The following is a 19445-nucleotide window of genomic DNA, read 5'->3' on the forward strand; positions in this document are numbered from 1 at the left end:
AATTTTGCACATCGCTAAACCGTGATAGGTTTAGCTGTTATTCGCGCTTTAATGACCTAAAGATGCATTTAATCCGCGTGCTTTAATTGATTCATTCGTTAGTACTTGGCACGTCATGCCACTTAATTTCACTGTCACTGCTGGCTAACATGGCGTCAATAAATGCCATTCCTCTCAATCCAGAGTCAATCCCAGGCACACCGGCAGCTTTGCCTAGTGCATTGGCATGGTGAGATGCGCCATCAGCGTCTGCGGCTTTAACCGCTTTGGCAAAGTAGCTGTACAAATTAGCCATAGCTTCTAAATAACCCTCTGGGTGGCCCCCTGGGGTACGGCAACGATCAGTTGCCTCGTCACATAAACCGGGCTGGCCCATCCCTGCACGCAGTACTTGAAAAGGTTCGCCTAAAGGACGATAGATGATCGAGTTAGGCTCCATTTGTTGCCACTCGATGCCGCCTTTATCACCGTATACTCGAATTTTTAAGGCGTTTTCTTCACCGGCACATACTTGACTTGCGATTAACACACCGCTTGCTCCGCCCTCTGTGCGGATAAGGGCAGCGCCGTCATCATCTAATCTGCGACCTTCAACATGGGTTTGTAATTCAGCACACAGTGACGTCACTTGTTGCCCAAGCACGAACTCCACAAGGCCAAAAGCGTGGGTGCCAATATCGCCCATGCAGCCGCTGCCACCTGATTGCGCAGGATCAGTGCGCCAAGATGCTTGTTTATTGTGGCTTTCTTCGTTGGCTGACAACCATCCTTGAGGATACTCAACGTAAACTTTGCGAATAGTACCCAGTGCGCCACTTGACACCATATGTTGCGCTTGCCACACCATGGGGTAGCCCAAATAGGTGTGCGCCAAGCCATATAACGCCGAACTATTTTTTAATGTGCTTTTTAAACGGCTTGCTTCTTCAAGTGAAATAGCCGCCGGCTTTTCACAAAATACGTGAAATCCCGCTTCAACAGCTGCAATAGAAATTGGCACGTGAAGATGGTTAGGCGTCACGATAATGAGCACTTGCATGCGCTCATCTTCGGGTAATGCTTGCTCTGCTTTTAACAGCGCCTCCCAACTGGGATATGCTCGATTTTCATCTAAACCTAAGGCATCTGCGGTCCGTTGGTTGTTGCCTTCATCGCGACTAAATGCACCGCAAACCAATTCAATTTGACCATCAAGAGCCAAGGCGTGACGGTGCACAGCGCCGATAAAAGCCCCCTCGCCGCCGCCTACCATGCCCATACGTACTTTGTTCATTTTTGCCACCAAATCACTCCCATGCTGTTAAGGCCCACAGCCAATTGTTATACAAATGTACAATCTCGTTAAAATGTAACGGGTTTCATTTGGTCATGTCAACTGAAAAAGGCAATAAGTATGACTTATTATCGACAATTGTTAATTTAACGTTGTCATAATGGTGTAATAAAGCTGTAAAGAAGATAAATTATCTAGCTTTTTCGTTTTAGTTCGGTATTATTTTTACATCAAATGCTAACGGTTACATTTGAACGTTATCCGCAAAGAGTTCGTTAAAAGGCCCATATGAGTAATATTCGTCAAGTAGCCAACATGGCAGGTGTTTCAGTAGCGACAGTGTCTAGAGCGCTGCAACAACCTGAGCGTGTTTCCCCTAAAACACGTAATAAGGTCATGCTTGCCGTAAACGAAGTGGGCTATAAACCAAATCTAATGGCAGTGAAGTTTCGCTCCGGCAAAACCCATAATTTAGTTGCCTTGGTGCCTACCGTAGCAAACGTGTTTTTTGCACGGGTTATAAGTGGAATGCAAATAGCTGCTGCTGAACGTGGTTACTCAATTTTACTCGCCAACACATTAGGTGATGCCAGTATCGAAGCGAATTACGCCAAGATGGTACAAACCTCTCAAGCGGATGGCCTTATTCAATTAAGAGCACATAACCCGTTTGATGAATCCATTAACAAGCCAAATGAATTGTTGCCTATGGTAAATGTGTGTGAAGTGATGCATGACATTAACTGCCCCGTGGTAACCCTCGATAATCGCGCTGCAGCTAAAGCAATGACCATGCATTTAATTGCACAAGGTCATCGAAGAATAGCGCTTATCAAAGGCCCTCAGTCTAGTCCGCTGACGCGTGATCGTTTAGCAGGTTATCGTGATGCGTTAACCGAAGCAGGTTTAAAATTTGACGAATCCCTGCTCTACCCCGGTGATTTTACGCTGCAATCAGGTCATGACGCTGCGACCAAGATTATTGCCAGTGAGCATCGCCCAACAGCGGTATTTTGTGAGAACGACGAAACCGCCATTGGGGCCATGCAGTGCTTTAAGCAAGCAGGCCTTAACATTCCACAAGATGTCTCAATAGCGGGGTTTGATGACATTTCATTTTCCGCGTTTTGCGATCCACCACTGACGACCATCGCCCAGCCAGCGGAAGAGTTTGGCCAAAGTGCGGTGTCATTATTGATTGATTTACTCGAAGGCAAGATAACCAAAGCACCCAAAGTCATCATGCCATTTGAATTAGTTGTGCGTGCCAGTACTGGGCCAGCGCCTAGCGCCCAAACAACTAGCTAATACTTCATCCACACGTATTCACTCGGAGAATAAACATGAAAAACACCGCTCGCAGCGTATCTTGTTCCGATACGTTAAATTTCGATTTGGCTCAGCAAAAAGGGCGTCGTCGTTTCATTAAGCTCAGCGCGGCTGCCATGGGGCTCGCCGCCATGCCCGTATCAATTGCTTTTGCCGCGAATAAGCTCACCACACCAGCCGCAGTTGGCCTACAACTGTATACCCTGCGAGATATGATGACAGTAAGCTTACCCGCTACATTAAAGTTAGTGGCCGCTGTGGGTTATAAAGAATTAGAATTTGCAGGCTACTTCGGACATAAAGCCAGTGAAGTTAACACCATTTTGCGCAACGAAGGATTAACCGCTCCTTCTGGGCATATTGGCCTTGCTGAATTTGATAAAGGCGTCAATAGTGTCATCGACCACGCTTTGGAAGTCGGCCATCAATACGTTGTTATTCCGTATTTGACTGAAGAACAAAGAGGAACAGGCATTGACGTATACAAAAAATTAGCAGAGCGCTGTAATGTTATTGGTGAAGCATGTAACAAAGCGGGACTGCAATTGGCTTATCACAACCATGCGTTTGAGTTTGAAATGCGTGACGGTCAATTACCTTACGACGTGCTACTTAACGAAACAGACAAAAATTTGATGTCCATGGAAATGGATTTATTTTGGATGTTCAAAGCCAACAAAGACCCTCTCAGCTACTTCAAGCAACATCCAGGTCGCTTTAAATTATGGCACGTAAAAGACATGGACGAAGCAGGTAACTTCGCCGATGTAGGAACAGGAACAATAGATTTTGCGCCTATTTTCGCTCAATCTGCACTTTCAGGCGTTGAGCACAGATTTGTAGAACGAGACAAAACAGACGATAAATTGAAAACTATTCAGCAAGGTTACAAGGCGATGTCTAAGCTCTTGGCCTAAACTGTCAGTACTGTATTTCACTTAAAGCAGTTTAATTAACAAGTCGCAACGCCCGCACGCTGAGCGACTTTTTTATTGTTTAAAATCCATGTTAACGAACTTGGTATCGTGACCAATAGCGTCCGCTATTGGCGATGTGCGCTTTCAGCGTTTTTAAGGTTTTACCAACATCGCGTTTTTCAAGGGTTTGCAGCAAGGTTCTATGCTCAGAAATACTTTGCTCAATACGCCGTTTACTCAGTGTTAGACTAGCGTGAGCGACATGCAAAATGAGTCTGTTGCGCCGCCATAACTCTACGGCATTTTTATTGTAGTGGTCTTTATACATAAGCCAATGAAACTGCGTGTCTAAATGACGGTATAGCGCATGAGCAGGCTCGGCGCTTAAGGCAACCTTTTCCATTGCCGATAGAATTTCTGACAATTCATCGCGCTGCTCATCGCTGTGCTCTTCAACAAACCACTCCATCAAATAAGGGTCGAGCAGTTGCAATACTTCGAATACGTCTCGCGTATTAGTCGCTTCAAACTTTGTCACACTGGCGCCCGAATTTAGGGCAATGTTAACAAACCCTTCCCCTTGCAACTGTTTTAACGCTTCTCGGACAGGGTTGATGCTTGTGTTATAACGCTCTGCTAACTGAGTAGTGACTAATCGATCGCCACTGACGAAAACGGCGTTGATAATGTCACTTAGCATTTTGCTATAAATGCTGTTTTGCTCGACCAGTAATGGCGAGGTTAACACCTGTTTATTTGACACACTATTTTCACTCATTGAGGTCCTGTTATTTTGACTTGCAGAAAAAGAGGGTTAACTCGATACCTTGATTTTACTAAGACCAGCACACATTGACAGCCTCTTGTCACCCGTTCGATTCAGTAGCACCAAGCTACTGTGGTGCTATAACACGCAATGCGGGATACGACCCAACAATGCACTATATTAACCTGCTATTACTGCATTGAATATATCCGTCCGGTGCCTTTACGTTGCAGCCTGCTCAACCTAACCGTTGCGTCTACTATGCCAACTGCGTCAACTATGCCAACGAGCGCTTTATCTCTTAGCTATTTTCACTGCTTTTTTCATTTGAAGTGCGCAGCAACATTGGCTGAGCGCAAAAAAGTGCATAAAAAAGCGCATAAAAAAACAACTTAAATTCCTTACCTACAAAACGAAAATTACACACAATCCTTAATACTTAACACACAAAAAATACAAATATTGTGTTGAGCTTGTTAAAACAATGTGCAATTATCCGCCTTAATTGTTAACAATTAAATGTTGCAATTAACGATATCCTCCTTGAAAAATAGCAGTTCTCAAGGAGGGAATAGTTAAATTACTTTTAAATACAGTGGGTTATACAGGCGAAGTTAAGCAGTCTCGTTCAAGACCAAACTGGTACTTAGATATAATTACGGACAACAAGGTAGAAACGCATGAAACACTTTACACACAGTTTTACTCATACCAAGCTAGCCAGTGCTGTGACGTTTGCACTAATGAGTTTGCACGCTACTTCACCTGTGTATGCTCAACAAGCAGATGAACAAGACGTAGAAGTTATCAATGTTAAAGGCGTTAGAGGTGCACTGGTTAGCGCAGCAAACATTAAACGCGATTCAGACGGCGTCGTCGACGCCATTACTGCACAAGATATCGGTAAATTTCCTGATACCAATTTAGCGGAATCCCTGCAGCGTATAACAGGGGTTTCGATTGACCGCTCAAATAATGAAGGCAATCAGGTTACCGTACGAGGGTTTGGTCCTAGTTTTAACCTCGTCACATTAAACAATCGTCAAATGCCAACCTCATCTACCTTGTTAGAAGACGGTATTGATCGCAGCTTTAACTTTCGCGAAATAGCAGCAGAAAGCGTGTCCGGCGTAGAAGTATACAAAACAGGTAAAGCCAATATATCCTCGGGTGGTATCGGTTCCACTATCAATATAAAAACAGCAAAGCCCTTTGATTACGATGGCTTCAAAGCCGTCGCAACAGTCAAAGGTGTGGTTGATACCAGTGTCGAAGTCGGTGATAGCGTTACACCTGAGGTATCAGGCATGGTCAGTCAGCAATTCGCTGATGGCAAAGTGGGTGTGCTTTTGTCTTTGTCGCATGCTGAACGTGACAGCCGTAAAGAGCGTGTAGGTACACCAGGCTGGGTGCCTGAGCGTGGTTCTAATGTGGATAAAAGTGGCATTGATACCAGTCTAAATCCAAGTCGTACCCACTGGGCGCCACTGGCCATCAGTGTTGATACCCACGACAACCAAAGAGAGCGACAAAATGCACAATTGGTACTGCAAATGGCGCCCACTGACACCTTGGTAGCAACATTGGATTATACCCTTTCCCGATTTGAAGAAACCTCGAATATCAATCGTACTAGTTTTTGGTTTGACGGCGACACGGGTGGCGATGCAGATGCCAATGGCACTGTCACTAACCCGTTTCGAAATGATGATGAACTCAACTTTTGGTCCTATCACAATTACTTCAATACCGAGAATGACTCGATTGGTTTAAACCTTGAATATCAAGCCACTGAAAATTTAAGCTTTAATTTCGATTACCATGACTCTACCTCACACTCTCAGCCTAATGGGCGTAACTCGGAAACCATCTCAAATCTAAAAAACCCGCGGGTTAACGACACCAATGGTGATGGTATTGCCGATCGTGGCGGTGTAGATGTAAGCATAGTTACTGACCCAAATGGGCGGCCAGACATATTCTTTGATGCGGCCGATTTACCTGGTCAAGACCCGTACGCCAGTGAAAACATACAATTTGATTTGTTTCAAACCCGCGGCTACGAAATTGAAAACAACATTAAGCAGGCCCAGCTACATGGTCAATGGGTTAATGCTTACAGCGGTGCGCTAAGCAAAATTAATTTCGGTATCGCCAATACCGATTACACCATAGATACCTACGCCAAAAGAACGATTGCTTTCGTACCACTTGATATTTCAAGTTTGGATATTCAATTCAACAGCAGTGATGGTTTTGGCAAAGACATAGGCGGCAATAGCAACTTCTTCCCTTTGCTCTCAAATTACAGTGCCCAAGATGCATTGCAATTGGTGAAGGACCAAGGCTTTTATTTTCAAGAAGACCCCGTATATAACGGTGTTAATGAGGAAACCCTAGCCCTTTATTTGTCCTTTGATTTCGAGACCGATTTCAATCAAATGCCGATTAAATTTACTGCAGGGCTGCGCTGGGAAGATACAGACGTAACATCGGTATCCTTGCAACGGGGTATCAAGGCTTTAAATTACGTTAATACCGCTGGGCGATTTGGCGAAGTATTTACCGATGAGCCAACCAATATTAGTCTGCAAGGCAGCTATACGCGTTTACTGCCAAATATGGACTTCAACATTGAATTTACCGACGATCTAGTGGGCCGTGTATCATACAGCACCACCTTAAGTCGTCCTGATTTATCGTCGTTGTTTCCATCTACTACTATCGATGCGCGCCCAGACGGCCCTTACAATGCATCTATCGGCAATCCTGGGTTACTTCCACTTGAGTCAAAAAATATCGATTTATCACTAGAATGGTATTACGGCAACGGTAGCTACGCTTCAGTAGGCTTCTTTAAGAAATACGTCGAGAATTTTATTGGCATTACCACTCGTGAAGGCACCATGCCCGATGTGAATGGCAACCCCCTTACAGATCCGAGTATCAATCCTCGCCCTGGATGCCCAGATGAGGTGGTTGGCGGTAACCCAGCGTGTTTCTCGACCTCGGATGATCCACAAATAACCTTCTTGATTTCCTCGCCCGACAACTTGAATGACGCTGAAGTCGATGGTTGGGAGCTTAATCTACAACACATGTTCGGTGAAAGCGGCTTTGGCACCGTCGCCAACATGACATTTGTCGACGGCAATGTGAAATATGATGTTTACGACGTCGATAGCACCTTTGCCTTAACTGGACTAAGCGACTCTGCAAACCTCATCGCTTTTTATGAGAAAGACGGCTTTCAAGCACGTATTGCTTACAACTGGCGAGATGATTTCTTATTGGCACTTTACCAACCACAGCGCCAAGGCGAGCCTAATTTTGTAGAAGCGTATGGCCAGTGGGATATCAATGTGAGCTACGACATCAATGAAAATGTGTCTGTGTTTGTTGAAGGATTAAACATCACCGAAGAAACTACCCGTCGCCATGGCCGGTTCGCTGATCAACTCATCAGTGCAGAGCAATTTGGTGCTAGGTACAACATAGGTGTCAGCGCTAAATTCTAACGCAGTTGAAAATAAGACAGGGTGCAGCACATTGCCCCTGTCTTTAGTAAACGCAATAAAGGAACTCAGAATGTTTAGTTTTATAAACAACATGCGTCTAAAAACGCCAGGGCAATCACTGCTAACACTGTGCATTTTATTGCTTGTGCCTAATGCTTTTGCTGAGCAGCGTCCAAACATTATTTTAATTGTTGCCGATGACCTGAATTGGGACGATCTGGGCGCCTATGGCAACACTGGCGTAAAAACCCCTAACCTAGATAAACTCGCAAAAAACGGTATGCGCTTTGATAACGCGTTTTTAACTGCTAGCTCTTGCAGCCCTAGCCGCGCGAGTATGATCACCGGTCGCTACCCGCATAATACCGATGCAGAGCAACTTCACTGGCCACTTCCAAAAGAGCAGCTAACCGTCTCTCAAACGCTGCGCGACGCAGGATATTGGACAGCAGCAGCTGGCAAATGGCACTTAGGCGAAGACACCAAACAGCGTTTTGATGAAGTGCGAGAATCAAAATATGGTATTGACGAGCCATCGGGTAGCGCACAATGGGTGCCCCTTTTAGAAATGCGCCCTAAAGAAAAACCGTTTTTCTTGTGGTTAGCCTCATGGGATTCGCACCGTCCATTTTATCAAGGGGAATATCCCCATAGCCATTCACAAGAAGATGTGCGCTTGCCCCCATATTATCCAGCGACCGAACTTTATATGAATGATTTCGCCGCCTATTACGACGAGATTTCTCGTTTAGACGAACACGTTGGCAAGGTGGTCAGTACGCTCGAAAGACAAGGAGTGAAAGGCAATACTTTGATCATCTTTGTTGCCGACAACGGCCGCCCTTTCGCCAGAGACAAAACCACATTGTATGACTCAGGGGTAAAAACGCCATTTATTGCCCACTGGCCTGACGGGATCGCCAAAGGCAGTATCAGCGATAGTATTATCAGTAGCATAGACTTAGCGCCTACATTCACCGCGTTAGCCAAAGCCGATACGCCTACCTCTTTTGAAGGACGTAGCCTTTTCTCGCTATTTAAAAACCCTAGCGCATCATTTCGCGATTACGCAGTATCAGAGCGGAACTGGCATGACTTTGAAGATCATGGTCGTTCGGTACGCACTAAGCGATATCGCTACATTCGTAACAACTACAACGATTTACCGGCCACGCCCAGTGCTGATACGGTTTACCACAAAACATGGTGGGAACTCACGCGCTTATTCGAACAAGGCGCATTAACTGAACATCAAGCTAGACCTTTTCTAGCGCCTAGGCCTAAAGAAGAATTGTATGATTTACTCAACGACCCATTCGAGCTGACAAATCTGGCGACTGACGAAAACTACCTCAGTGTTCTTAGGCATCACAGTGACATTCTTGATAAGTGGATTTTAGCCAGTGGAGACTTTATTCCGAGTTTTCGAACGCCTGACGATTTCGATCGGGTCAAAGGTGCATACGCGCCTCATCGAAAGCGCCCTCGCCCATCGAAAATGCAGATGTATCAAGCATCTGGCAGCTACTGACTTGCTGTCAGCTATTTTCCCGGTAAAAGGTGGCGAAGCGTTTAGTCGTCACCTTTTTTTTACCTGTTGGCTCTTTCATCAGTACGTTTATATAAAGGCTAAATAGGCGCTCTTTCTAACACTAATGTCATAAAGCAACTGTTTGGATCTAGGGGATAATCAGCAAAAGGGCCACAATCGACAAAGCCAAATTTACGGTACAAAGATTTAGCGGGTTCGAAATATTCCATAGTCCCTGTTTCTAGACTTATACCATTCCACGTTAATAAGTGATCACTCAGCGAGAGTTTAAAAGGGCTTAAACAAGGCGCATGACTGAATGAATAGTTGTTCTCTTTCGAAGTCATGCAACGCAGTGTAAGCCCTTTTAAAACTCGCCTACAAGGAATGCCCCAGCGGCTTTTGCTCTGCGTTCTCACTATTTGAAAGGGAACAACCATTACTACATAGCGACGCCTTAATCAAAAACCGCTGGACGCATTCTGAGGCGGTCACTTATTAATGCGGATTGGTATTAAACGACAATATCCCCTATGTTTAGCTTGGGTGATTAAATGCTGCAACAAGGCAGTAGCCACACCGCGATGACGGGCATTTTCAGCGCTGCGCATGGATTTGATCTCGCCATGCTCTCCAGCTAAATGTTTCAATGCCACACAACCTAACACCTTGCCATTTTCACGGGCTGACCAAAACGTTATTGACTGGTGTTTGAGTCCTTGCATATCTAGCGCATGCACACTTTCAGCTGGCGAGGTTGCATACATATCCGCTAAGTGCGCTTCTAACAAGCCGCGCACGCCATCGCAGGTTAATCTATCTACTGCTATCTGCATCTGTTTGCGCTCCGTTTTTCAAATAAAATGCATTTTTTATTTGCTAAAACTACCAGCTTTTCAAACATGTGCATATAAATCGGCGTACACAGGTTCGTTAACTAAGTATATTTGCGCGGCCTTGTGTACATCGGCAAAAACAACATGAATGCGAATGAAAGCATGACTGTCTGTGGCAGCAATTTGTAAACGCTAAGGCGTCAAGGCACTGCCAACGCCATATACCCAATGTACTTTTTCAGGCCAATTTGATTTTTGTCAATTTACTCAAAGCCAAATTGGTGAAGATATTTAAGCAAGGTGACCCCGTTACCTGTGCCAATAAAAATTTCGTAAACCTCGCTAAATCCGTTATCAGACAAGGGTTTACACTCACTAACATTCACCCAAGTCACACTTACTAGCAGGCCCCAAATCGATAGATTCAACTATTTTTTCATTTAGTTACCTTTTTGACTGTACTTGTATATGATTTATTGACACCAATATTTGTACGGACAAATTTTAATGAATAACACATTAAAGCCCTTCGTTTTGATTTTTATCATGGGCTCATTACTCGCTGTCAGCAGTTTGGCGCGCTTAGTTCATGCCGCTAGTAACGACGCTTTAGCACCAAAAAGCCAAGTGACAGATGCGCTTGCCTTGCCCTTACACACAGTGACAATTGCCACGGTATCTTTGGAACAAAGTTTACTGTTTTACCGTGATGGCATGGGCCTAACCGTTGAAGGGCCATTGAAAATTGCTAGCGAATTAAAGCAAGCCCAGCAAACACTGTGGGGCATGCCCGAAGATCTAGATTGGGACACGTACCGCTTGTACCGTAAAGGAGTTGATAACGCTATTCAGATCCGTTTACTGGTTCTTAGCAAACCGATGCCCAGTATCCATGATAGTTGGGATTCTCGAGAGCTTGGGCCTTTCTCATTGGGATTTCCCAATACCGATACGGTAGCGCTGGACAAACATATTCGCAAAGTCGGTTTTGGCGCATTAAATACGCTTGAAAGCTACCCTATACCTCGTCCTGATGGTTCGAGCTATCAAATTGATGAGACCATTTTTAATGCACCCGATTTCAATCATGGTGTGGCAATTACGCGCGGCAATGGAATGGCTCAGCTTGGCCCGACCGATGAAAGCGGATTGGGCGGCCCAGCCTACTCTGCTCAAGTGATCACAGATTCAGAATCGCAATTAACCTTTTATACCCAAGTTTTAGGCTTAGAGATCCGCTCTGATCGGGTATTTAAATCGGCTGGAGACAAAGGCGCGATGAACCTGCCCAACGGCACTGAATTTCGTTTCGCGATTGTCTACAGTAAAGGGGCGACCACTGGCCACATGTTGTTCGTTGATTTTCACAACATACAGCCTATTAAACCCAAGAACCGCCCTAGTTTGCCTAACCTTGGCTTAGGTATGTGGAGCTTTCCAGTGCGTTCGTTGCAAACTGTGCTTGATAATGCCAAAGCCTACAAAGCAGACGTTGTCAGTGTTAAAAAAAGCATTTCGGACCCACTGATCGGTACGGTTGATGTTGCGACGCTGCGCGCGCCAAACGGCTTTTTAATCGAAGTTTTCGAGGTACAAGAATAATGCGCATATTCATAGCATTTTTCTTTGTGTTTAGCTGGGTCAGTCATGCTCAGGATTTTACCTTAAAGGGCTTTACTGAAGCCGTTTTCATCGTCTCTGATATAAACAAAAGCAGTCAATTTTATCAGGATTATGCAGGCTGGGAAGTACGCTCGAAAGCGCAAGTATCACCTGAGCTGAGACAGCTTTGGCAACTGCCCCAACAAGCTAAACTACAACAGGTTTTACTGGCCAATAAAGGTGAAAACCGCGGATATGTTCGCTTGATACAAATCGACAACGTGCCGCAACAAGTGATCCGTGCCAATACACAGTCTTGGGACGTCGGCGGTATATTCGATGTGAATGTCAGAGTGGCTGATATGGCCAGTAAACGAAAACAATTACAAGATGTAGGCTGGCGCGGAACAAGCGATCCCGTGTCATTTACCTTTGGGCCTTACGAGGTATCCGAGTGGATCACATCCGGATTTGACGGGGTCAGTTTTGCCCTAATACAGCGCCATAAACCCGTGTTGGAGGGATGGCCAAACCTAAAACACTTCAGCCGCGTATTTAATTCTACCCAAGTGGTAAAAGATATCGATTCCTCTTTAGCCTTTTATCGAGATGTGCTGGGCTTCAAAGTGTATTTGCAGCACAAGGGCGCCAGTAAAGAAGCGGGCCCCAATGTGTTAGGGTTACCCTTCAACTTGACCACTAAAATTCCCCGCTCTGTGTACATATTACACCCGCAAAAACGCAATGAAGGGTCCATAGAGTTGCTACAATTTCATGGTGCGCAGGGAAAAAATGTCAGCGAATTGGCATCTCCACCCAATTTAGGCATTGTCACCTTGCGTTTTCCAGTAGACAATCTAGCTGCATTACGCGCGCATCTGTTTGAAAATAAAGTGGAAATCGTATCTCAAACCAGCCTGACGTTAGCGCCATATGGACAGGTGGACATGCTGGCAATCAGGACGCCAGACCGGACATGGATAGAGTTCTATCAGGTAGTAGACACAATAATAAAATAGGCTAAAACCATGTCACTCGATATCAATAAAGTAGTTATAAAAACCTCGTTGGCTTCATGCTTTGGTAGTCATTTTAAAGAAGTTGAAGGGGCAAATGCCTTCATCGACGAACTGGCTCAGGATGCCGAAGAGATTTCTTTCGAACAAGGCGAATATGTGTTTCGTGAAAAAGACGCACCGGAATATGTGTATATTCCTGAGTCAGGTTCACTCATGCTTGAGCGCTCTACGGCATCGGGTTCACGTCAAGTATTTGCTTTTTTGTTCACTGGAAACCTCGCTGGCCTGTCAGAAAGTGTGAGCTATAGCTTCAGTGCAAAGGCCCTCACCAACTGCGTGGTGATTCGCATTAGTCGTAAATTGATGCAAGACATCTTCGACAAGTACCCATCGGTTGCTAAACGCTACCATGATGTGACAGGGCATATTTTATCTCTGATTTTGGACCAACTCTTCATCATGGGCCAAAAATCGGCACATCAGCGTCTCGCCCACTTTTTACTTGATATGGAGCACAGATTAGGCCGTGGTACCCATAGATTCTTATTACCTATGAGTCGCCAAGACATTGCTGATTACTTAGGCATGAGTTTAGAAACCGCTAGCCGCGGCTTTAGTCGGTTAAAAAAGGACGGGTTAATCGACATCGAAAGTAACTATCACATCACAGTGTTAGACAACGAAAAGCTGATTTCCTACGCAGATTAAAAACTTGCCCGTTATAGACGAGCACAGATTAAGCACGCGCAAGGGCATGCAAACTGACACAGTTGATCATTGTCAATGCGCCATTTTCAAATGGCGTTGATATTGAAGCCTCGCTTCAACAATGTCACTTATCAATATAATGGAAACCAATCATGAAAATAACATCCTCTTTGTTCGCCTTTATGCTGTGCGTCTTGGTCAGCTCCCACGCTTTAGCAGAGCCTGTCAGTGAGGATAAACGCATATCTGTGGATATACGTCGCACCACTTTTATTGTTAACGACATTGATACATCTCTAAAGCTCTACCGTGATGCCCTTGGCTTAAATGTGATTTATGACCAGATGATTAACAGCCCCATGGAAAACGGTGAAACACGCAAACGCCGCTTGGTACTGATGCAAGCCAATGACACCTTTATTGGTGCACTTGGGTTGTTGCAATACATTCACCCTGTGAAACCCCAACGCCAGGAACATTTCGATGAACCGGTTCCAGGTGATCCCATTATGGTAATGAACGTGTCAGATTTAGACACCCGCTGGCCAGCCGTCGAAAAATCGCCTGAGGTAGAAGTGATAGAAGCACCTCATCATGTTGAATACCCTAGAGCTGGCGGTGGAAAAATCGCGGTAATGGTGTCTATGATACGCGATCCTGATGGCTACTGGATTGAAGTTAACCAGTTGCTTGACGCGCCAGCCAAAGCCAGCGATTAAAAAGAACCAGCCCAGTACAATACATAGCACTACCCCACTCTCGTTTTTAAACAGCAGGATAACCTAACGTTATTCTGCTGTTTTACTGCGTGTCCCCTCGGTAAATACGCCTACGCTTTCACTGCTCAACCAGTCATTTTCACTAAATGGCTTTGTTGATTTTTATCAAGTCAGTGATAAGTAACCGGTGCTAGATTGGCGCAGCCATTAAAACAATAATTTGTCCGTACATACCCACACACAACAGGAATGCCAATGACATTAATAATAAAAAAGCTCCCTCTGGCGATTGCGTCTATCTTGATGACCCAATCATTAACGACTATCGCGCAAGAAGCCTCATCAGCCTCTGCCAGCGATGAATCTCTGGAAATAATTGAAGTAAGTTCCCGTAAAAAAGTAGAGTCATTGAATCGTATTCCTGTGGCGGTATCTGCTTTTTCTGACACCATGATTGAACAACAAGGTTTCCAGAGCATCGATGATATCGCGCGCTTTTCATCAGGATTAAGTTTCTCTAAAGCCTTCGGCCGCGCGACAGAACGCCCTGTTATTCGTGGTATGGGTAACGTGCTCGCTGGCATACAGTTTGGTGTTGAATCAGGTGCTGCATACTTTATAGATGGCAATTATTACTCTGGTGATGTGCAAAGCTTAGACATGTCTGACATCGCCCGAGTAGAGGTCGTCAAAGGCCCACAAAGTGCTCTGTACGGGCGTAATTCCTATTCAGGTGCAATCAACTTTATCACCAAAGGCCCAGATCACGGTGATTTTACTGGTAACGTGAAGTTGAACCTAGCGCAAGACGCTGAGCGCACCGCTTCGGCCTATATCAGTGGCCCACTAACTGATTGGTTAGCGGCGAGTTTAAGCGTGCGAGACTACCAAGTTGATGGTGATGACGATTGGCGCAACATAGTGACTGATGAGATTGTTGGCGGTGAAGACACGCGCTCTGTAAGCCTAGTGTTAGACGCTGCTCCCTCTGATAATTTTGGCGTACGCTTTCGCTTTCAAAGCCAAGAAGACAGAGATGAAACACGCCCGTTTTTCTTAACACCCACCAGCGACAACAACTGCGCACCTGGCTACCGTTCTCTTTCTTCTTGGGCAGCATCAGGCTCTGAGAATAACTTTCAATATTACTGTGGTGAAATTAAAAACCAGCCTATCGCCCTTAACGATAAAGCAGATGCCGATGGCATTCCAAATGAAGTCCCCGGTGTACCGGTAAATAGTTTTCTGCCTTCTGGCTCAACCTTTTTTGGTACCCCGTATGACACAGCCGATGGCACCGCCTTCGATGGTGTTGGTCGCGACTTAATCATCTCGAGCTTAGCGATGGATTATGCAACCGAAGCTGGCTATAGCATGTCGTTGGCGCTAGGTTATCGCGACGATGATACGAGCACAGGCTCAGATGGTGATAACACCTCAGTCAACTACACGTTCGCACCAGGCCAAGAAGCGTTTTTTGCCAATACGTCGCGCCAAGAAACCGAAGACAAAACGGTGGAATTTACCTTGCGCTCTCCCGAGGGTAAATTGGCTTGGATGGCAGGTGCCTTTTACTATGACCAAGACAGAGATAACTTCGACTTAACCTTTGATGATGCCAAGGTAGGTATATTTCAAGACAACAGTACAGTGACCAACAAAGCAGTTTATGCCTCAATTGATTATCAAATTAGCGATAAGCTTGACGGTACACTTGAAGCCCGCTGGGCCGAAGAAGAAAAAACGGTTACCGAGTTTGCCCCAGATGGCCAAACGACATTTGATGCACAGGGTAGTTGGAACAACTTTACCCCCAGAGCCACGCTAAATTACCGTTACGACAACAAAACTATCTTTTACGGAATTTTAGCCCAGGGCGTAAAACCTGGCGGAATTAATGGTTCAGCCGGTGCTGACACAGGCAAGCCGACCTACGAACAGGAAGAAATCACCACTTACGAAATTGGCATAAAAAGCAGTGCCCTAGAGAATGTCTATGCGACTGTCTCTATGTTTTTCAATGATGTAAGCGATGTGCAACTCACTACCCCGCTCAATGTGCCTTCCGGTAACGTGACATCTGTGGCAACCAATCAGGGGGCCGGAGAAGTATTCGGTGTAGAAATGGATATCAACGCTCAATTTAGTGATAACTTGTCTGGGCGTTTTACTTATGCATTAGCTGACACCAAATTTACCAAAGGCTGTGACGACTTTCAGTGGGCCTTAACCAGTGGCGGCGGTGTACTAACCCCTGGCACAACAACGGGAACGGATTTCCGCGCTGATTTTGGCATAACCACACCAGCCAGTTGTTCTATCGAGGGCAATGCTTTCCCTCTAAGTTCAAAACATCAGGCCAGTGCATTTTTAGAATATATTGCCCCTATTTCTGGGGATCTCGAAGCATTCTTTAATGTCGATGCGAGTTATGAGTCGAAGAAATTCGTGCAGGTGCATAATTTAGCTTATGTGCCCAGCGCCATTATCATGGGGGCTAGAATGGGGGTAAACGGCGAAAACTGGCGAGTAAGTTTGTATGCCAGAAATTTAACAGATGAAGACGCCCCTGTTTTAACTTCCCGTTGGTTGGGTATCCCTTACTTTACCTTCTCATCTCTCAACACCGCGCCAGAGGGGGCTGACAATGGCTCCCCTAGGGCTTTCTTCAGTGCCGCTCGCCGCGGGCGTCAAGTGGGCATCGATATGACGTATCGTTTTTAACGGCTAATTGCTTAATGCATGACTTGAGGGGATCTGTGCTGGTCCCCTGCTCATTTCAACTAACCGGCTGTAGGTTCGCCGAAACTCAAAGATCAACGCGCCATCTAAATACAACTCAGTAAGCGGCACATCGCAACTTAAATACAGCGTAACATTTTGGTCGTACAGCTCATCGATAAGGCTAATAAACCGCCTGGCCTTGTTATCGTTTTTTGAGTAATTCACGACTCGTTCCCCAGTGGTTGCTGCCTGGTCACTACCCACACCATCTTCCGTGCCACGGGCTTTTATCCAATTACGAGGTTTTGCCCCAAGTGCCGGCACATTGCTTATCATGACAATCGCAAACTGTTGGGCTATTTCCATGTAATCTAGTTGAGAGCGCGGCCCATCGCACAGTGCATGAAAATCAAACCAAACAATACTTGGCGCCGTTTGTGGTTCCTCTTGAGTGACCTGAATAACATCAATGTGTCGCCGACATATTTGAATGTGGGTATCTCGTTGCCACTTTACACCGCGCCCGTGAGCAAGCTGCTTAAATGACTTGGCAAAATCCATTTGCGTGCTCAGCCCGATGTAATCTGAAGGTATTAAACAATCAGTATTGTCCGTTTGCGCCATATCCTGCAAGCGATGATCCACCTGCCCGTTGAGGTGAATCATCTGCGTGTGGCGCTGCAATAAACCAATGCAAGGCAAAAACTTATGCCGTGCCAAGCCGTTCTCATACAAGCGTTCGATGGGAATATTCGAAGTCGCAACCAGCACGACCCCTTCACTAAACAGGCACTCGAACAAGCCGGATAAAAGCATCGCATCGCCGATGTCAGAGACAAAAAACTCATCAAAACACACTACTCGCTGACCATCGCCCAGTGACGCAACAAGTGCTTTTGCTACCTTAACTAATGGGTCTTGTTGCCCGCTGTACTCGTTGAGCGATTGATGTATCTGTGCCATAAAGCGGTGAAAATGTAGCCGTAACTTGCCTTCTTGCGCCAAGCAATCATAAAACAAATCCATTAAGAACGTTTTCCCCCGACCCACATCGCCCCACATATAAAGCCCTTTTGTCCCTACGGTGGTATGCAGATTCGGCTCGGTGATTTGATAATACAGCCGGTCAAGGGCTTCTACCGCTTGAAGCTGACAGGCGTCTTCACTTAAGGTCTCCCCTAATTGCGACTGATAGACGGCCAATGGTGAGTGAGGCTTAATATGCAGGCGTTGCCCATCAGGCATGTTAACTGGCTCCTAAGATAAACAATCAATAAGCCAGAACTCTAGCGACTTTTACCCAAGCCGCCAAATGAAATTAATACCAATCGGCATTAATAATACCAATCCGCATTAATAAGTGACCGCCTCGGAATGCGTCCAGCGGTTTTTGATTAAGGCGTCGCTATGTAGTAATGGTTGTTCCCTTTCAAATAGTGAGAACGCAGAGCAAAAGCCGCTGGGGCATTCCTTGTAGGCGAGTTTTAAAAGGGCTTACACTGCGTTGCATGACTTCGAAAGAGAACAACTATTCATTCAGTCATGCGCCTTGTTTAAGCCCTTTTAAACTCTCGCTGAGTCATCACTTATTAACGTGGAATGGTATAAGTGCTCACTTATTAATTAACGTGGCAGGGTATCAATTTCTTTGGTTACCAAGTTTGGATCTTCCATTGGGATAAAATGCGTATGTTGCGGTAAGTAGTTTTCGGTTGCCCCTGGAATGAGCCCAACTAAGCCTTTGAATGTAGCTGAGGGGCGAAAATCAAAAGGCGCGTCGTCTTTTGTGCGCTCTTTTACCCGCAATATTTTTACCGTTGCTGTGATTGAGGATAACTGCTCGAGCAGCAAACCATTGCCAGAACTTTGGTAAATCGCCGCCTCGCACAAAGGCGGGCAAGCTAATTCAAACAGTCCACTTTCGCTTTTTGGCAAAAGGCCATATTCGCAATAGTCTCGCAGCACTTGTGGATCCCACTCGCTAAAAGGCGAAAGGCTGCAAAAGCGAGTAAACATTTCATCTGCACTCGCCCATTCGTTGCGCCTAGCGGCGATGGGGCTTTTTGCCGGATCAGTTTCTATTGGGTCCGGAGAATCTGGGGTAAAAATAACAGGGTCTAATAACAAGATATGCTTGAATCGATGAGGCAAACTGCTCGCAGCTTGTAAAACGACATGCCCGCCCATTGAGTGACCACATGCGGTAATGTCGCTCAAATCTAGCGCTTCGATTAACGCGACAAGATCATCGCCAAATAACTGAAAACTGTAAGGTGGTGCTGAATTATCACTTAAACCATGATTACGTAAATCAACTGCGTACACATGCCTGTCACCCAATTGCGCTATAACTTTATCCCATACGCGCGCATGAAACCCAGCAGCGTGCACCAGTAACAACGGCGGACCACTGCCCTGCCATTCGTAAACATTCAAGGTAGTGCTTTTTTTGTGACCATCGTGTAGTCGTACAGCATAATTTTTAGGGCGATTTTGCGACATT

The 19445-nt window shown here is 45.6% G+C and carries 14 protein-coding genes; 9 read left to right on the forward strand and 5 right to left on the reverse strand.

Features of this window, described 5'->3' with window-relative positions:
* Positions 1–91: 91 nt before the first annotated feature.
* Positions 92–1273, reverse strand: a complete 1182-nt coding sequence (locus GCHA_RS14330) for a Gfo/Idh/MocA family protein (RefSeq protein ID WP_039992558.1) — start codon at positions 1271–1273, stop codon at positions 92–94.
* Between the two features lie 288 nt (positions 1274–1561).
* Between GCHA_RS14330 and GCHA_RS14335 the strand changes: the two genes are divergently transcribed.
* Both GCHA_RS14335 and GCHA_RS14340 read left to right on the forward strand, forming a co-directional pair.
* The gene (locus tag GCHA_RS14335) at positions 1562–2581 is read left to right on the forward strand and encodes a LacI family DNA-binding transcriptional regulator (RefSeq protein WP_007989422.1); all 1020 of its coding nucleotides are present in this window, start codon (positions 1562–1564) and stop codon (positions 2579–2581) included.
* A gap of 35 nt (positions 2582–2616) precedes the next feature.
* Entirely contained in the window at positions 2617–3519 is a 903-nt protein-coding gene (locus GCHA_RS14340; RefSeq protein WP_007989423.1) for a sugar phosphate isomerase/epimerase family protein, read from the forward strand.
* A 91-nt stretch (positions 3520–3610) separates the two neighbouring features.
* Here the strand turns inward: GCHA_RS14340 and GCHA_RS14345 are convergent, their stop codons facing one another.
* Positions 3611–4297: a GntR family transcriptional regulator gene (locus GCHA_RS14345; RefSeq protein ID WP_007989424.1), complete on the reverse strand. Its 687-nt coding sequence runs from the start codon at positions 4295–4297 to the stop codon at positions 3611–3613.
* 668 nt (positions 4298–4965) lie between these two features.
* On the opposite strand from GCHA_RS14345, the gene GCHA_RS14350 reads away from it, so the two are divergent.
* Together GCHA_RS14350 and GCHA_RS14355 are read left to right on the forward strand one after the other, a co-directional pair.
* The gene (locus GCHA_RS14350; protein WP_007989427.1) at positions 4966–7803 is read left to right on the forward strand and encodes a TonB-dependent receptor; all 2838 of its coding nucleotides are present in this window, start codon (positions 4966–4968) and stop codon (positions 7801–7803) included.
* A 70-nt stretch (positions 7804–7873) separates the two neighbouring features.
* Positions 7874–9334, forward strand: a complete 1461-nt coding sequence (locus GCHA_RS14355; RefSeq protein ID WP_007989429.1) for a sulfatase family protein — start codon at positions 7874–7876, stop codon at positions 9332–9334.
* Between the two features lie 491 nt (positions 9335–9825).
* Here GCHA_RS14355 and GCHA_RS14365 read toward each other — a convergent pair whose 3' ends face one another.
* Complete coding sequence (locus GCHA_RS14365; protein WP_318248986.1) at positions 9826–10170, reverse strand: GNAT family N-acetyltransferase; 345 nt, start codon at positions 10168–10170, stop codon at positions 9826–9828.
* A 507-nt stretch (positions 10171–10677) separates the two neighbouring features.
* On the opposite strand from GCHA_RS14365, the gene GCHA_RS14370 reads away from it, so the two are divergent.
* From GCHA_RS14370 to GCHA_RS14390, 5 genes are all read left to right on the forward strand, one after another.
* On the forward strand, positions 10678–11772 hold the full coding sequence (locus tag GCHA_RS14370; RefSeq protein ID WP_007989433.1) for a VOC family protein: 1095 nt from the start codon (positions 10678–10680) through the stop codon (positions 11770–11772).
* Positions 11772–12791 (forward strand): VOC family protein, encoded by a 1020-nt coding sequence (locus tag GCHA_RS14375; RefSeq protein ID WP_007989435.1) that lies wholly within the window; start codon positions 11772–11774, stop codon positions 12789–12791. The genes GCHA_RS14370 and GCHA_RS14375 overlap by 1 nt, the downstream gene beginning before the upstream one ends.
* A gap of 9 nt (positions 12792–12800) precedes the next feature.
* A complete protein-coding gene (locus tag GCHA_RS14380; protein ID WP_007989437.1) occupies positions 12801–13499 on the forward strand; it encodes a Crp/Fnr family transcriptional regulator in 699 nt (232 codons plus the stop codon).
* 152 nt (positions 13500–13651) lie between these two features.
* The gene (locus tag GCHA_RS14385) at positions 13652–14218 is read left to right on the forward strand and encodes a VOC family protein (RefSeq protein WP_007989439.1); all 567 of its coding nucleotides are present in this window, start codon (positions 13652–13654) and stop codon (positions 14216–14218) included.
* Positions 14219–14473: 255 nt separating this feature from the next.
* Complete coding sequence (locus GCHA_RS14390; RefSeq protein ID WP_007989442.1) at positions 14474–16942, forward strand: TonB-dependent receptor; 2469 nt, start codon at positions 14474–14476, stop codon at positions 16940–16942.
* A 3-nt stretch (positions 16943–16945) separates the two neighbouring features.
* On the opposite strand, the gene zapE is transcribed toward GCHA_RS14390, so the two are convergent.
* Together zapE and GCHA_RS14400 are read right to left on the reverse strand one after the other, a co-directional pair.
* Positions 16946–18187, reverse strand: a complete 1242-nt coding sequence (zapE, locus tag GCHA_RS14395; RefSeq protein ID WP_007989443.1) for a cell division protein ZapE — start codon at positions 18185–18187, stop codon at positions 16946–16948.
* A 378-nt stretch (positions 18188–18565) separates the two neighbouring features.
* Positions 18566–19444, reverse strand: coding sequence for an alpha/beta hydrolase (locus GCHA_RS14400; protein WP_007989446.1), 879 nt, complete (start codon positions 19442–19444; stop codon positions 18566–18568).
* Between the last annotated feature and the right edge of the window lies 1 nt (position 19445).

This window comes from Paraglaciecola chathamensis S18K6 (assembly GCA_000314955.1).
GTDB lineage: Bacteria > Pseudomonadota > Gammaproteobacteria > Enterobacterales > Alteromonadaceae > Paraglaciecola > Paraglaciecola chathamensis.

Coding starts and splice junctions, on each gene's coding strand:
- GCHA_RS14330 (WP_039992558.1), bottom strand. CDS start 1,273: ATGAACAAAGTACGTATGGGCATGGTAGGCGGCGGCGAGGGGGCTTTT.
- GCHA_RS14335 (WP_007989422.1), top strand. CDS start 1,562: ATGAGTAATATTCGTCAAGTAGCCAACATGGCAGGTGTTTCAGTAGCG.
- GCHA_RS14340 (WP_007989423.1), top strand. CDS start 2,617: ATGAAAAACACCGCTCGCAGCGTATCTTGTTCCGATACGTTAAATTTC.
- GCHA_RS14345 (WP_007989424.1), bottom strand. CDS start 4,297: ATGAGTGAAAATAGTGTGTCAAATAAACAGGTGTTAACCTCGCCATTA.
- GCHA_RS14350 (WP_007989427.1), top strand. CDS start 4,966: ATGAAACACTTTACACACAGTTTTACTCATACCAAGCTAGCCAGTGCT.
- GCHA_RS14355 (WP_007989429.1), top strand. CDS start 7,874: ATGTTTAGTTTTATAAACAACATGCGTCTAAAAACGCCAGGGCAATCA.
- GCHA_RS14365 (WP_318248986.1), bottom strand. CDS start 10,170: ATGCAGATAGCAGTAGATAGATTAACCTGCGATGGCGTGCGCGGCTTG.
- GCHA_RS14370 (WP_007989433.1), top strand. CDS start 10,678: ATGAATAACACATTAAAGCCCTTCGTTTTGATTTTTATCATGGGCTCA.
- GCHA_RS14375 (WP_007989435.1), top strand. CDS start 11,772: ATGCGCATATTCATAGCATTTTTCTTTGTGTTTAGCTGGGTCAGTCAT.
- GCHA_RS14380 (WP_007989437.1), top strand. CDS start 12,801: ATGTCACTCGATATCAATAAAGTAGTTATAAAAACCTCGTTGGCTTCA.
- GCHA_RS14385 (WP_007989439.1), top strand. CDS start 13,652: ATGAAAATAACATCCTCTTTGTTCGCCTTTATGCTGTGCGTCTTGGTC.
- GCHA_RS14390 (WP_007989442.1), top strand. CDS start 14,474: ATGACATTAATAATAAAAAAGCTCCCTCTGGCGATTGCGTCTATCTTG.
- zapE (WP_007989443.1), bottom strand. CDS start 18,187: ATGCCTGATGGGCAACGCCTGCATATTAAGCCTCACTCACCATTGGCC.
- GCHA_RS14400 (WP_007989446.1), bottom strand. CDS start 19,444: ATGTCGCAAAATCGCCCTAAAAATTATGCTGTACGACTACACGATGGT.